The sequence below is a fragment of the Pseudomonas sp. S11P7 genome, from assembly GCF_023195435.1.
In the GTDB taxonomy this organism is placed as follows: Bacteria; Pseudomonadota; Gammaproteobacteria; order Pseudomonadales; family Pseudomonadaceae; genus Aquipseudomonas; species Aquipseudomonas fluorescens_G.
On sequence record NZ_JALPKS020000002.1, the window covers coordinates 4,559,937 to 4,572,509 of the forward strand.

Here is a 12,573-nt window from a genome sequence, read left to right on the forward strand (position 1 = left end):
CGGCCCGATCAGGAATACGCGACCTTGCGCGGCGGCAGCACCAGCCGCTCGCGGAATTCCAGGTAATGTTTAAGCACCTGAACCGGCGCTTCGGTCTGCGGATAGTGACCAATCCCCGGCAACACCACGGTGTCGGGGCTGGGTATCAGTTCGCGATAACGCTCGACCATGTGCGCTCCGGAAATCGGATCGACCTCACCGTCGATCAGCCGTAACGGAATTTCATCACGCTGCATCGCCCTGACCCAACGATCCCGCTGCAGCCGTCGTTCGGGAATGTAGCCGATCAGCTTGTGCATGATCCGTGGCCCGCGATTGCTCTCGACCAGGCTCCAGAAATCGTCCAGTTCACTTTCGCTCGGGCCGGTGTGCGGGCCGAAAATCTGCCGAAAGCTCTTTACCAGCGCATCCCGACTGAACGCGCGGCCGATCATCCAGCCCAGCGGGCTGAGCAGCAACTTCTGCATCAGCACCGGACGATGGGTTTCGGGAAACAAGCCGCCATTGAGAAACACGCAACTGGCGATCTCGAGGCGCCCTTCGTAATGCCGCGCCAGCAATTCCTGGGCAACGCTGTCGCCGTAGTCATGGGCCAAAATGTGCAACGGTTGTTCAGCCTGCACATGCGCGAGCAACGCCTGCTGCAGATCGGCCTGCTCCAGCAGGCTGTAGGTGTGCTTGAGCGGTTTGGCCGAATCGCCGAAGCCGAGCATGTCGCAGGCGATCACCCGATAGCGCTGGGCCAGCGGCTGCCAGAGATAATGCCAGTCCCAACTGGCGGTCGGAAAACCGTGAATCAGCAGTAACGGCTCACCCTGCCCCGCTGTCCAGTAGCGAATCGGCTGACCGCGAAAAACAAAGGTCCGGCTGCGCTTGCGCCAGACACACAGAGGAATCTCGGCGAGTGGCATCAGAGTTTATATCCGGAATCTTGTTGATCGAGTTTGCGCAGCAGCGCCGGCCAGGCCAGCGCACCACCCATGCCTTGAGCGCTTTTGGTGACACCGGCGATCATCGCTTTGGCGCCCGCCAGGATCTGCGGTTCGATGGCGATCAGTTCAGCGCCGCCGGTTTGCGCCATCACCTGAATGTCGCAGGCACGCTGGAAGGTAAACATCATCAGAAAGGTATCGGCAATGGTGCCGCCGCAGGTCAGCAGGCCGTGGTTGTGCAGCATGAGGAAATTGCTGTCGCCGAGATCGGCCTGCAGGCGCGCCTTCTCTTCGTGATTCAGCGCCACGCCTTCGTAGGCGTGATAGGCCAGGCTCGACAGCACGAACAGCGATTGCTGGCTGATCGGTAACACGCCCTGCTTTTGCGCCGACACCGCAACACCGGAGGCTGTGTGGGTGTGCAGCACACACACCACATCGTGGCGCACTTCGTGTACGGCGCTGTGGATGGTGTAGCCGGCCGGATTGATCTCGTAAGGACTGGCCATGAGTTTGTTGCCGGCCTGATCGACTTTCACCAGGCTCGACGCGGTGATCTCATGAAACATCAGACCGAACGGGTTGATCAGGAAATCTTCGGTGCCTGGGACTTTGGCAGAGATATGCGTGAAGATCAGGTCGTCCCAGCCATGCAGTGCGACCAGCCGATAGCAGGCGGCGAGATCGACTCGGGTCTGCCATTCGGCGGCGCTGACCTGGCTTTTGACATCAAGGGACGATGGGACGGGGGCTACGCTCACTGTATGCACCTCTGCGTTCTTGTTGTTCTGCACGTATGCGCAGTCTAGTCAGACGCAGGTGATCGCGTAGTTGCATTGGCAGCCAGCTTGATGACTGACCGAGTCAGCCATGCAAGCGGTCTGGATCCGTTCAGCCCTTGAGCGCTTCGATGAACTGCGCCAGCCACGGCTCGGCATCGGTTTCCGGGGTGACGCTTTCGCTGGCGTCGATGCGCAACATTTTTTGCACTTCGATAACGCCCAATTCTTCGAACAGCTCGCGGAGCTGTTCCCCGCCACCGCAGAACGTGTCGCCATAACTGGCGTCGCCCAAGGCGATCACCGCACCCGGCAAACCGCGCCAGGCGGCCGGCAACTGATCGCGAAGGGTCGAATACAGCGGTTGCAGGTTGTCCGGCAGCTCACCCATGCCGGTGGTCGAGGTGACGGCGAGAAACGCTTGCGGGCCGAATGCCTGAATGTCGGCAAGCGTGGCGCGCGAGTTGTAGAAGGTTTCAAAACCAGCGGCTTTCAACAGGTTCTGGGCGTGACGGGCGACTTCTTCGGCGGTGCCGTAGACCGAACCGGAGAGGATGGCGACTTTCATCAATCTGATCCTGAAAACTGAAAATAAGATCGGCGATAGTAACAGTCCGTCGCGCAAGGCTGCGATTGAATCTCAACTGGCGATAATGATCAGTAGACAGCCGCCAAGGTTCTTCTAGAATGCCAATCGCCTATTACTTAACGGGAATTCAGGGATGATCAACGCCAGTCTGCTGCAAATGGTGATCAACGCATCCAACGATGGAATCGTCGTGGCGGAGAAGGAAGGCGAGCAGGACAACATTCTGATTTACGTCAATCCGGCGTTTGAACGCCTGACTGGCTACACCAGTGAAGAGATCCTTTATCAGGACTGCCGCTTTCTCCAGGCCGGTGATCGCGACCAGGACAGTCTGAGTCTGATTCGTGACGTATTGCGCGAGGGTGGATCATGTCGGGAGATCCTGCGTAACTATCGCAAGGATGGCACGCCGTTCTGGAATGAATTGTCGCTGTCGACAGTAAAAAACGCCGACGATGGGCAGACCTACTTCGTCGGTGTGCAAAAGGATGTCACCGTTCAGGTCAAGGCCCAGCAGCGCGTAGCGCAGCTCGAAGCCCAAGTGGCCGCCCTGCAGGCGGAACTGGATTCCTTGAAAGCGACCAACGGTTAAAACAAAACCGCGAACCGATGGTCATTAACTACAATCACCAATGACTTTGTAATTATATCTTTCGAGTTAGCCATGCAGCGTGACGCCCTTCTCACTCAGGATGAGCTGGATTTCATCCAGAAGATGCAGCACAACCCGCAACTGAACGTGCGGGATGCGACGTCTAGTCTGCTGGTTAATGGCGGTTCGCAGATCCGCGACCTGCTCACGCGGCTGGCCGCCCATGAGCAGGTGACCATTCAGGCGAACTTCGAAAACCAGCAAATGACTTTCCCGCTGCACTTGGTGGAAGACGAATTTCACGCGCTGCATCTGCGCTTGGGCGTACCGAGTATTTACGAGGACGGCCCATCGGTAAGGCCATGGCGACTGGTGCTTGAAGAGCCGGTAGCGCTGGAAAACGCCAAGGGTCAGCCGGGGACGTTGTGGGTGCACGAGGTGTCGCACAAAGGTGTGCTGTTGGAAGTGCGCAACAAGACCAAGCCGCCCAAGCATTTCGCGTTGTGGTTCAGTCCTTCAGGGTATGAACGCATTTCATTGCGTGGGCATTTCGAACGGGAAACCGAAAACGGTTTTTACGCCTACGAACTGAGCCAGACCGACAGCGATGAAACCGAACGTCTGCGCCAGTTCATTCTGCAGCAACATCGCCTGACCCACCCGGCTCTGCATACCTGATTCAGGTATCCAGAGTTCCCGCTAGAAACTGCATCATGCGTTGACGCATGTTTGTCCCTTCGTTACCCAGGCAGGCAACCGATGATCCGGCCAGACTGTCCTGCGCCAGATCCGCGGCATCCCCCGCCAGCATCAATTGACAATCAAGGCTCATCGCCAAGCGGTTCAACCGCCGAGGCAAGTCGGCAGCGGGCGCGTGATTGGAAAACAACACCAGCGCATCGGGTTTGACTTTCTCGCAGACCAGTGTCAATTCATCGAATGGCTGACCGGTAGTCAGCACCCGAACGCCGGAATTATTGCCGCTGAGAAACAGCGCCGCCACCAGCAACAACTCAATTCACGGCACTGCCCGGCCAGCGCGCTGACGATCACCCGGCGCGGTTGCGCGCCACGCAGCATGACAATCCGTTGCAACACCCGCGCGCGCAGGAATCCGTCATAGAACAGCCACTCGCTGGTTTGCCCGAACGCGTCCTGACGTTGCAGCATTTGCCGCCACAGCGGCATCAGGATGTCCTGGAACACCACCGCCAGTGCATAGGAGGAGAAGATCTGGCCATAGACCCGATCCAGCTGCTGATCGTCGAATGCACTGACAGCCTGCTGGACCTGTTCCTGCCATTGCCGGTAATCAGCCTGAACCAGATCGTCAGGAATGATGTGCGCCAGGGCTTTCAGCGGTTCGGTCTTGGCGAGGATCTTGCCGACTTTGCTGACCGCCACACCGCGATCGATCCAGTCGACGATGCTGCGTACGCGCTCGATTTCGCTCATCGAATAGAGCCGATGCCCGCTTTCGGTGCGAGTCGGCTGGATCAAACCATAACGGCGCTCCCAGGCGCGCAAGGTCACCGGGTTCACGCCAGTGAGCCGGGCAACTTCACGAATAGGGAAAAGCTCAGCGCGTTCGAGCGCTTGCGATACCTGCGAAGCAGGGTTTGCGTCCGTAATCACAGGCATAAAGCACTCAACTTCCATGTCAGAAATTTGGATCCCATTTTAACGCCTATTTATCAATTGCATTCAAGTAGGCAAATGCGACGAATGTCGCTGGTTTAATCGGTAAAAACCGGAATAATCCTTGCTTGTTGTAAAACGCAGCCCTCTACCCCGGCGCTGCGTCAGGCGAAACTCCTACCCGGAGCGAAGCGATTGAAATATGGAGATACAAAATGTCTACATCCCCCGTCACGCTGATGGTAGCCCGGCGCGTCGCTGATGGCCGCTATCAAGAACTGATGGCCTGGCTGCGCGAAGGCGAGCAACTGGCCACAGACTTTTCCGGTTATCTGGGTTCCGGCGTGCTCGCTCCGCCGCCCGGCGACAATGAATTCCAGATCATCTTCCGCTTTGTCGATGAGCAAACCCTGCATGCCTGGGAACATTCGGCATCGCGCACCGCGTGGCTGAGCCGTGGCAGCGACCTGTTCGCCCACCCCAAAGAGCATCGGGTCAGCGGTATCGAAGGCTGGTTCGCCGCCGCCGGACAGCGCCCTCCACGCTGGAAGCAGGCCGTGGCGATCTGGCTGGCGTTTTTTCCGGTGTCACTGATCTTCAACTTTTTGCTTGGCCCACTGCTGGGCGAAATGAGCTTGCTGCCGCGCGTGCTGCTCAGCACTGCGTGCCTGACGCCGCTGATGGTCTACCTGTTTATTCCGCTGTCGACGCGCCTGCTCGCGAACTGGCTGAACAGCACGCCGGCGCGGCGACTGTCTGCCGAACCCGCCGCTCAAAATCGTTGATCCCGTGTGGCAGCGAGCCTGCTCGCTCCCACAGGTTTTGGCCACTGCGGCAATAGGTGTGCGGCTGCGCTCGCTGTTATAGTTTTTGCTTTCCCCGCGATGCGAGCCGTTCATGCCTGATTCCGCCGCCCCGATTCTCATCACTGGCGCCGCGCAACGCGTCGGACTGCATTGCGCCCAGCGTTTGCTCGAAGAGGGTCATCGGGTCATCTTCACTTACCGCACTGAACGCCCCGGCGTACAAACCTTGCGCGACCTGGGCGCCATCGGCCTGTTTGCGGATTTCGCCAGCGAGGCCGGGATTCTGGCGTTCATCAGCGCACTGAAAAACCACACCGGCAGCCTGCGCGCGATCGTGCACAACGCCTCCGAATGGCTCGCCGAAACGCCGGGCAACGAGGCCGAAGCCTTCACTCGCATGGTCAATCTGCACATGCTCGCGCCGTACCTGATCAATCTGCACTGCGCCGATTTGCTGCAGCGCTCGACGCCCGCCGACATCATCCACATCAGCGACGACGTCACGCGCAAGGGCAGCAGCAAGCATATCGGCTATTGTGCGAGCAAAGCCGGGCTCGACAGCCTGACTCTGTCTTTCGCGGCGCGCTATGCGCCTGCCATCAAGGTCAACGGCATCGCCCCGGCCCTGCTATTGTTCAATCCCGACGACAACGCGGCGTACCGCGCCAAGGCGCTGGCCAAATCGGCGCTGGGCATCGAGCCTGGCAGCGAAGTGATCTACCAGAGCCTGCGCTATCTGCTCGACAACCCCTATGTCACCGGTACGACCCTGACCGTCAATGGCGGACGGCACCTTAAGTAAGCCGACTCGCGAGGATTTCCATGACCCGCTCACTGCCTGAGAATTACCGTGAAATCCTGCTTGGCCTCGGTGAAAACCCCGACCGCGAAGGCTTGCTCGACACCCCGGTGCGCGCGGCCAAGGCCATGCAATACCTGTGTCACGGTTACGCCCAGAGCGTCGATGAAATCGTCAATGGCGCGCTGTTTGCGTCCGACACGGACGAAATGATCATCGTCGCCGACATCGAGCTGTACTCGTTGTGCGAACATCACCTGCTGCCCTTCATCGGCAAGGCCCATGTGGCTTATATTCCGACGGGCAAGGTGCTGGGCTTGTCGAAGGTCGCGCGCTTGGTGGACATGTTCGCCCGGCGCCTGCAGATTCAGGAAAACCTCACCCGGCAAATTGCCGATGCGGTGCAACAGGTCACCGGTGCCGCTGGCGTCGCCGTGGTCATCGAGGCCAGACACATGTGCATGATGATGCGCGGTGTCGAGAAACAGAATTCGACGATGAACACCTCGGTCATGCTCGGCGCGTTCCGCGAGTCGAACACGACTCGCCAGGAGTTTCTGCAATTGATTGGACGGAGCAAGTAAATGCCACAACTTCAGCCGGGAATGGCGCGCATCCGGGTCAAGGATCTGCGCTTGCGCACCTTTATCGGGATCAACGAGGACGAAATCCTCAACAAGCAGGATGTGCTGATCAACCTGACTATCCTGTATGCCGCGCAGGAAGCGGTACGTGACAACGACATCGACCACGCACTGAATTACCGCACCATCACCAAGGCGATCATCGCCCATGTCGAAGGCAACCGCTTTGCCCTGCTCGAACGCCTGACCCAAGAGTTGCTTGATCTGGTGATGAGCAACGAATCGGTGCTGTACGCTGAAGTCGAAGTCGACAAACCGCATGCGCTGCGCTTTGCCGAATCCGTATCAATTACACTTGCAGCGAGCCGCTAGCTTCAAGCTTCAAGCGGCAAGCTGTAAACTTCGTATCACCGCCACCCATCTTGCAGCTTGAAGCTCGTCGCTTGAAGCTGTCTCGCAGAGACTCCCATGAACGAGCAACAACGCCTCGAACTCGAAGCCGCCGCTTTTCGTCGGCTGGTCGCCCACCTGGACAGCCGCAAGGATGTACAGAACATCGATCTGATGAACCTCGCCGGGTTCTGCCGCAACTGCCTGTCCAAGTGGTACAAGGCCGAAGCCGACGAGCGCCAGATCGAGGTCAGCCTCGACGATGCCCGTGAAGTGGTTTACGGCATGCCCTACGCCGAGTGGAAAGCCCAATATCAGCAAGAAGCCAGCGCCGAGCAGCAAGCCGCGTTTGCCAAAGGAAAGCCCCATGACTGATCTGAACACCCTGCGCGCCAGCCTCAACAGCGGTGACCACGCCTTCGCCGACACCCTGGCGTTCATTGCCGCCGGTTACGACTATCAGCCCCAGGCGTTCACCAACGGTGGGGTGGAAAACGCCGCCGGGCAGAACGAAGGCTCCTGCAAGACTCTGGGCCTGGCGCTGCTGGAAGGCCTGAGCGATGACGAAGCGCTGCTGGCATTCGGCGAGCACTACCGCTCGGTGCTGGCGACGCCTGAGGGCAGCGACCACGGCAACATCCGCGCACTGATCAAGCACGGCCTGGCCGGTGTCAAATTCACCGCCCAGCCCCTGACTCGCCGCTGATTCCAGAGCCAACCACAATTCCCTGTGGGAGCGAGCCTGCTCGCGAATTCGGTCTGTCAATTGACTCATGTGCTGAATGTAAAACCGCTATCGCGAGCAGGCTCGCTCCTACAATGAATTGCGGTGGAGCAGGAATAACGGGCACAAAAAAACCGGCCGATCTAGCCGGTTTTTTTGTGCCTGCGATCTTAGAACGTAGCGTTCTGCAGACCGTCGAGGTAACGCTCGGTGTCCAGCGCCGCCATGCAGCCGGCGCCGGCCGAGGTGATGGCCTGACGGTAAACGTGGTCAGCCACGTCGCCGGCAGCAAAGATGCCTTCGACGCTGGTCGCGGTGGCATTGCCTTCACGGCCGCCCTGCACCACCAGATAACCGTCTTTCAACGTCAACTGGCCTTCGAACAGCGAGGTGTTCGGGGTGTGGCCGATCGCGATGAACACGCCGTCGACTTTGATCTCGTCGAAGCTGCCGTCGTTGTTGCGCAGACGCGCACCGGTCACACCCATGTTGTCGCCCAGCACCTCGTCGAGGTTGGCGTTGAGCTTGAGGATGATCTTGCCTTCGGCCACACGGGCGTTGAGCTTGTCGATCAGGATCTTCTCGGCGCGGAAGGTTTCGCGACGGTGGATCAGGGTCACGGTGCTGGCGATGTTGGCCAGGTACAGCGCTTCCTCAACCGCAGTGTTGCCGCCGCCAACCACGGCGACCGGCTTGTTGCGGTAGAAGAAACCGTCGCAGGTCGCGCAGGCCGACACGCCTTTGCCCATGAACGCTTCTTCCGAAGGCAGGCCCAGGTAGCGGGCGCTGGCGCCGGTAGCGATGATCAACGCGTCGCAGGTGTAGACCGCGCTGTCACCGGTCAGGGTGTAAGGCTTGGCAGCGAAGTCGACGGCATTGATGTGATCGAAGACGATCTCGGTTTCAAAGCGCTCGGCGTGCTCGCGCATGCGCTCCATCAGCACCGGGCCGGTCAAACCATGAACGTCGCCCGGCCAGTTGTCGACTTCGGTAGTGGTGGTCAGTTGACCGCCGGCCTGCATGCCGGTGATCAGCAGTGGCTTGAGGTTGGCACGGGCCGCGTAGACCGCAGCGCTGTAACCGGCAGGGCCGGAACCGAGAATAATCACTCGCGAATGACGGACTTCAGACATGACCTGCTCCTGTTGACCGGGCCGAAACACTGGCGCGGATCGCCGGACTGCCGGCGAGAATAAAAAAGGACCGTGGACACCTTGGGGAAGGCTTGAACTCGACAGTCCTGTAAAAAGTTGGGTGAAGCGTATCGAGGGGGGCAAGATTAAGGAAATACGGTTTAACAATCCAGCTCATAGGTGGTCTCTATGCCGAAGCGCTGATGTGATCGACGTCTTTGTTACAGTGAATGTCGATGGCTTTGCCGCGCTTTCGCTGCCCTGGCAAAGCCGGTAAGGTCGGCGCGTTTTCCCTTGCTCGGAGCACCTTATGCCCGCCCCTGTTCTGTCCGGCCCGCAATACCTGCGCGAAGGCCTCAAACTGGTCCTCAGCCCCAGCCTGCGCCTGTTCGTGCTGCTGCCGCTGGCGATCAACCTGGTGCTGTTCGTCGGATTGATCTATCTGGCCGGCCATCAGTTCAGCCTGTGGGTCGATACATTGATGCCTTCGTTGCCCGAGTGGCTGAGTTTTCTCAGCTACATTCTCTGGCCGTTGTTCGTAGTACTCGTGGCACTGATGGTGTTTTTCACCTTCACCATGCTGGCCAACGTGATCGCCGCGCCCTTCAACGGGTTTCTCGCGGAAAAAGTCGAAGTGGTGGTACGCGGCACCGATGACTTCCCGGCCTTCAGCTGGGGCGAACTGATCGCAATGATCCCTCGCACCTTGGCCCGGGAAATGCGCAAGCTCGGCTACTTCCTGCCGCGGGCGATCGGCCTGTTCATCCTCTCGTTCATTCCGGTGGTCAACATCGTCGCCGCACCGCTATGGCTGCTGTTCGGCGTGTGGATGATGGCGATCCAGTACATTGACTACCCGGCGGACAACCACAAACTGGGCTGGAACGAAATGCTCGCCTGGCTGCGGCAAAAGCGCTGGCAGAGCATGAGTTTTGGCGGGATCGTCTATCTGGTGCTGCTGATTCCGGTGGTGAATATCCTGATGATGCCGGCCGCTGTGGCCGGGGCGACGTTGTTCTGGGTGCGCGAGCGTGGTGCCGAGAATCTTGTGACGCAGCGCTGACCTCGTCACAAATCCATCATCCGAACGTCACAACGTCGACATGGCCTCATCCGACACTGAGGTCATGACGACAGCTCTGCATATCACCCTCATTAGCGAAACCTTCCCTCCGGAAATCAACGGCGTGGCCAATACCCTTGGCCGTTTGTGCGATGGCTTGCGCGCCCGCGGCCATCAGGTCGAGCTGGTGCGACCGCGGCAAGCCAGTGATCCGCAGCGCAGTGAAGACGAAGCGTTGCTGTTGTGTCGCGGCTGGCCATTGCCGGGATATCAGGGGCTGCAATGGGGTCAGTCGTCGATGCACAAGCTGCTGCGCCGCTGGAAGCGCCAGCGGCCGGATGTGTTGTACATCGCTACCGAAGGCCCGCTGGGGTTGTCGGCGCTAAGAGCAGCACGGCGCCTGGGCATTACTGTGGTCAGTGGTTTTCACACCAACTTTCAGCAATACACCAGCCAGTACGGCCTCGGTTTGCTGACCCGGATGCTCACGCATTATCTGCGCTGGTTTCACAACCGCTCGGCGTTGACTCTGGTGCCCAGTGTCAGTCAGCGGCTGGAACTGGAACGGCGACATTTCGAGCGCTTGGCGTTGTTGTCGCGGGGCGTGGACAGTCAGTTGTTTCATCCGAGCAAACGCCAGAACGCACTACGGGAGCAATGGGGTCTGTCCGAGCGCGACATTGCCGTGATCCACGTAGGACGACTCGCGCCGGAGAAGAACCTTGGTCTGCTCAAACGCTGCTTCGAACTACTCCAGGCAACTTATCCACAACGCAATCTGAAACTGATCATTGTCGGCGACGGACCGCAACGTGCGGCGCTGGAAAGGGATTTGCCCGAGGCGATTTTCTGCGGTGCACAGCGCGGAGAAGCGCTGGCCGCGCACTATGCGTCAGGCGATGTATTTCTGTTTCCCAGCCTGACCGAGACATTCGGCAACGTGGTACTTGAGGCACTGGCTTCGGGCCTTGGCGTAGTGGCTTACGATCAGGCGGCAGCGGCGGCGCAGCACATCCGCCACGGTTACAACGGCGTGTCGGCGATGCCCGGCGATGAGCAGGCGTTTTGCGAGGCGGCGATGTGGTTGCTGGAGGAGGATGAACGGTTGCGCTGTGTGCGGTTGAATGCGCGGCAGCATGCGAGTCGCCAAGGGTGGGGGGCGATTATTGAGCAGTTTGAGGGGCACTTGCGCGGGGCTTGTGTGGGGAGCAGGTGGTGCCTGGAGCTCAGACACTACCTTAGATGTCCATCGAAGCAGATACCGCTTTCGCGAGCAGGCTCGCTCCTACACGGGGGCTTTGTTGTGAACACGATTCCCTGTGGGGGCCAGCCTGCTGGCAATGAGGACCTGTCAGGCGCCGCTTAAACCAGCGTCATCAACGCCTCACGGCTGAACGGCAAAATGTCCTGCTCACGCCCTTCGCGAACCTTCTGCGCCCAGTCCGGATCAACCAGCAGCGCACGGCCCACTGCCACCAGATCGAACTCTTCTTTGTTCAAACGCTCGAGCAGGTTTTCCAGGCTGGCCGGTTGCGCGACCTTGTCGGTGTTGACCATGAATTGCAAAAACTCGCCATCCAGACCGACGCTGCCTACGGTAATGGTCGGTTTGCCGGTGAGCTTGCGCGTCCAGCCGGCCAGATTCAGGTCGGAGCCGTCGAATTCCGGCTCCCAGAAACGCCGCGTCGAGCAGTGGAAAATATCCACGCCGGCGTCCGACAACGGCTTGAGGAACTCGCCCAGCGCCTCCGGCGTTTGCACCAGACGTGCGGTGTAATCCTGCTGCTTCCACTGCGAAAAACGGAAAATGATCGGGAAACCTTCGCCGACCGCGGCGCGCACAGCTTGAATCAGCTCGATGGCGAAACGCGAGCGGTTGGCCAGGCTGCCGCCGTATTCGTCCGTACGCTGGTTGCTGCCTTCCCAGAAAAACTGGTCGATCAGGTAACCGTGGGCGCCGTGGATCTCGACGCCGTCCATGCCGATGCTTTGTGCGTCTTTGGCAGCCTGGGCGAACGCAGCGATCACATCCTGAATGTCTTGTTTAGTCATGCCGTGCACCACGACCTGACCGTCCTTGAGTTTTTCCGACGGGCCATAGCCCGGCACGCTGGCATCCGGTTCAGTGCCGATGCGGCGCACACTGCCGACATGCCACAGTTGCGGAACGATCTTGCCACCTTCGGCGTGGACCGCATCGACGACTTTTTTCCAACCGGCCAATGGCGCTTCACCGAAGAACTGCGGCACGTTGGGATAACCGTTGGAGGCAATGTGGCCGACCGTGGTGCCCTCGGTGATGATCAGGCCAACCCCGGCTGCCGCACGGCGGCGGTAGTACTCGATGACTTTTGAGTTCGGCACGCCGCCGGGAGAGAACGAGCGGGTCATCGGCGCCATGACCACACGGGTCGGCAGTTCGAGGGCACCGAGGTGGAACGGTTTGAACAAGGCTTGAACGGGCATCGAAAGGCTCCACGAAAAGATCGACAGGTCATGAATTCATATGACGGCGATAATATGCGCGCGCAGCCTAATGCGATA

14 protein-coding genes and 2 pseudogenes are annotated in these 12,573 nt (G+C 59.4%); 10 read left to right on the plus strand and 6 right to left on the minus strand.

Annotated features, from left to right (window positions below):
* Positions 1-8 precede the first annotated feature (8 nt).
* The 3 genes from M0746_RS21065 to M0746_RS21075 all read right to left on the minus strand — a co-directional run bounded on the left by M0746_RS21065 (position 9) and on the right by M0746_RS21075 (position 2,279).
* A complete protein-coding gene (locus tag M0746_RS21065) occupies positions 9-911 on the minus strand; it encodes an alpha/beta fold hydrolase (RefSeq protein ID WP_258450479.1) in 903 nt (300 codons plus the stop codon).
* Positions 911-1,693 (minus strand): class II aldolase/adducin family protein, encoded by a 783-nt coding sequence (locus M0746_RS21070; protein ID WP_208938699.1) that lies wholly within the window; start codon positions 1,691-1,693, stop codon positions 911-913. Before M0746_RS21070 ends, M0746_RS21065 begins: the two co-directional genes overlap by 1 nt.
* A gap of 130 nt (positions 1,694-1,823) precedes the next feature.
* Entirely contained in the window at positions 1,824-2,279 is a 456-nt protein-coding gene (locus M0746_RS21075; RefSeq protein WP_258450480.1) for a flavodoxin, read from the minus strand.
* Between the two features lie 154 nt (positions 2,280-2,433).
* Between M0746_RS21075 and M0746_RS21080 the strand changes: the two genes are divergently transcribed.
* Together M0746_RS21080 and M0746_RS21085 are read left to right on the plus strand one after the other, a co-directional pair.
* Positions 2,434-2,892 carry a PAS domain-containing protein gene (locus M0746_RS21080; RefSeq protein ID WP_208938701.1) on the plus strand — a complete coding sequence of 153 codons (459 nt, stop codon included), beginning with the start codon at positions 2,434-2,436 and terminating at the stop codon, positions 2,890-2,892.
* Between the two features lie 72 nt (positions 2,893-2,964).
* The gene (locus M0746_RS21085; RefSeq protein WP_093104630.1) at positions 2,965-3,570 is read left to right on the plus strand and encodes a hypothetical protein; all 606 of its coding nucleotides are present in this window, start codon (positions 2,965-2,967) and stop codon (positions 3,568-3,570) included.
* A gap of 1 nt (position 3,571) precedes the next feature.
* Here M0746_RS21085 and M0746_RS21090 read toward each other — a convergent pair.
* Positions 3,572-4,533 (minus strand): annotated as a pseudogene (locus M0746_RS21090) (MerR family transcriptional regulator).
* 212 nt (positions 4,534-4,745) lie between these two features.
* Here M0746_RS21090 and M0746_RS21095 point away from each other — a divergent pair.
* The 6 genes from M0746_RS21095 (at position 4,746) to M0746_RS21120 (ending at position 7,815) form a co-directional block, all read left to right on the plus strand.
* The gene (locus tag M0746_RS21095; protein ID WP_258450481.1) at positions 4,746-5,315 is read left to right on the plus strand and encodes an antibiotic biosynthesis monooxygenase; all 570 of its coding nucleotides are present in this window, start codon (positions 4,746-4,748) and stop codon (positions 5,313-5,315) included.
* 112 nt (positions 5,316-5,427) lie between these two features.
* On the plus strand, positions 5,428-6,138 hold the full coding sequence (gene folM / locus M0746_RS21100; RefSeq protein ID WP_208938704.1) for a dihydromonapterin reductase: 711 nt from the start codon (positions 5,428-5,430) through the stop codon (positions 6,136-6,138).
* Positions 6,139-6,158: 20 nt separating this feature from the next.
* A complete protein-coding gene (gene folE, locus M0746_RS21105; RefSeq protein WP_258450482.1) occupies positions 6,159-6,719 on the plus strand; it encodes a GTP cyclohydrolase I FolE in 561 nt (186 codons plus the stop codon).
* Positions 6,720-7,091, plus strand: coding sequence for a dihydroneopterin triphosphate 2'-epimerase (gene folX, locus M0746_RS21110; RefSeq protein WP_005791287.1), 372 nt, complete (start codon positions 6,720-6,722; stop codon positions 7,089-7,091).
* 96 nt (positions 7,092-7,187) lie between these two features.
* Complete coding sequence (locus M0746_RS21115) at positions 7,188-7,484, plus strand: DUF1244 domain-containing protein (protein WP_208938707.1); 297 nt, start codon at positions 7,188-7,190, stop codon at positions 7,482-7,484.
* Positions 7,477-7,815, plus strand: coding sequence for a HopJ type III effector protein (locus M0746_RS21120; protein ID WP_208938708.1), 339 nt, complete (start codon positions 7,477-7,479; stop codon positions 7,813-7,815). The genes M0746_RS21115 and M0746_RS21120 overlap by 8 nt, the downstream gene beginning before the upstream one ends.
* A 188-nt stretch (positions 7,816-8,003) precedes the next feature.
* Here the strand turns inward: M0746_RS21120 and trxB are convergent, their stop codons facing one another.
* Entirely contained in the window at positions 8,004-8,966 is a 963-nt protein-coding gene (trxB, locus tag M0746_RS21125) for a thioredoxin-disulfide reductase (protein WP_016771656.1), read from the minus strand.
* Positions 8,967-9,276: 310 nt separating this feature from the next.
* Here trxB and cysZ point away from each other — a divergent pair, with 310 nt between their 5' ends.
* Together cysZ and M0746_RS21135 are read left to right on the plus strand one after the other, a co-directional pair.
* Positions 9,277-10,029, plus strand: coding sequence for a sulfate transporter CysZ (cysZ, locus tag M0746_RS21130; protein ID WP_007957203.1), 753 nt, complete (start codon positions 9,277-9,279; stop codon positions 10,027-10,029).
* A 40-nt stretch (positions 10,030-10,069) separates the two neighbouring features.
* Positions 10,070-11,271, plus strand: a pseudogene (locus M0746_RS21135) (glycosyltransferase family 4 protein).
* Positions 11,272-11,391: 120 nt separating this feature from the next.
* Here M0746_RS21135 and M0746_RS21140 read toward each other — a convergent pair.
* The gene (locus M0746_RS21140) at positions 11,392-12,495 is read right to left on the minus strand and encodes an NADH:flavin oxidoreductase (RefSeq protein WP_258450483.1); all 1,104 of its coding nucleotides are present in this window, start codon (positions 12,493-12,495) and stop codon (positions 11,392-11,394) included.
* Positions 12,496-12,573 lie beyond the last annotated feature (78 nt).

Coding starts and splice junctions, on each gene's coding strand:
- folM (WP_208938704.1), top strand. CDS start 5,428: ATGCCTGATTCCGCCGCCCCGATTCTCATCACTGGCGCCGCGCAACGC.
- trxB (WP_016771656.1), bottom strand. CDS start 8,966: ATGTCTGAAGTCCGTCATTCGCGAGTGATTATTCTCGGTTCCGGCCCT.
- M0746_RS21095 (WP_258450481.1), top strand. CDS start 4,746: ATGTCTACATCCCCCGTCACGCTGATGGTAGCCCGGCGCGTCGCTGAT.
- folE (WP_258450482.1), top strand. CDS start 6,159: ATGACCCGCTCACTGCCTGAGAATTACCGTGAAATCCTGCTTGGCCTC.
- M0746_RS21085 (WP_093104630.1), top strand. CDS start 2,965: ATGCAGCGTGACGCCCTTCTCACTCAGGATGAGCTGGATTTCATCCAG.
- M0746_RS21075 (WP_258450480.1), bottom strand. CDS start 2,279: ATGAAAGTCGCCATCCTCTCCGGTTCGGTCTACGGCACCGCCGAAGAA.
- M0746_RS21065 (WP_258450479.1), bottom strand. CDS start 911: ATGCCACTCGCCGAGATTCCTCTGTGTGTCTGGCGCAAGCGCAGCCGG.
- M0746_RS21115 (WP_208938707.1), top strand. CDS start 7,188: ATGAACGAGCAACAACGCCTCGAACTCGAAGCCGCCGCTTTTCGTCGG.
- M0746_RS21140 (WP_258450483.1), bottom strand. CDS start 12,495: ATGCCCGTTCAAGCCTTGTTCAAACCGTTCCACCTCGGTGCCCTCGAA.
- folX (WP_005791287.1), top strand. CDS start 6,720: ATGCCACAACTTCAGCCGGGAATGGCGCGCATCCGGGTCAAGGATCTG.
- M0746_RS21080 (WP_208938701.1), top strand. CDS start 2,434: ATGATCAACGCCAGTCTGCTGCAAATGGTGATCAACGCATCCAACGAT.
- M0746_RS21120 (WP_208938708.1), top strand. CDS start 7,477: ATGACTGATCTGAACACCCTGCGCGCCAGCCTCAACAGCGGTGACCAC.
- cysZ (WP_007957203.1), top strand. CDS start 9,277: ATGCCCGCCCCTGTTCTGTCCGGCCCGCAATACCTGCGCGAAGGCCTC.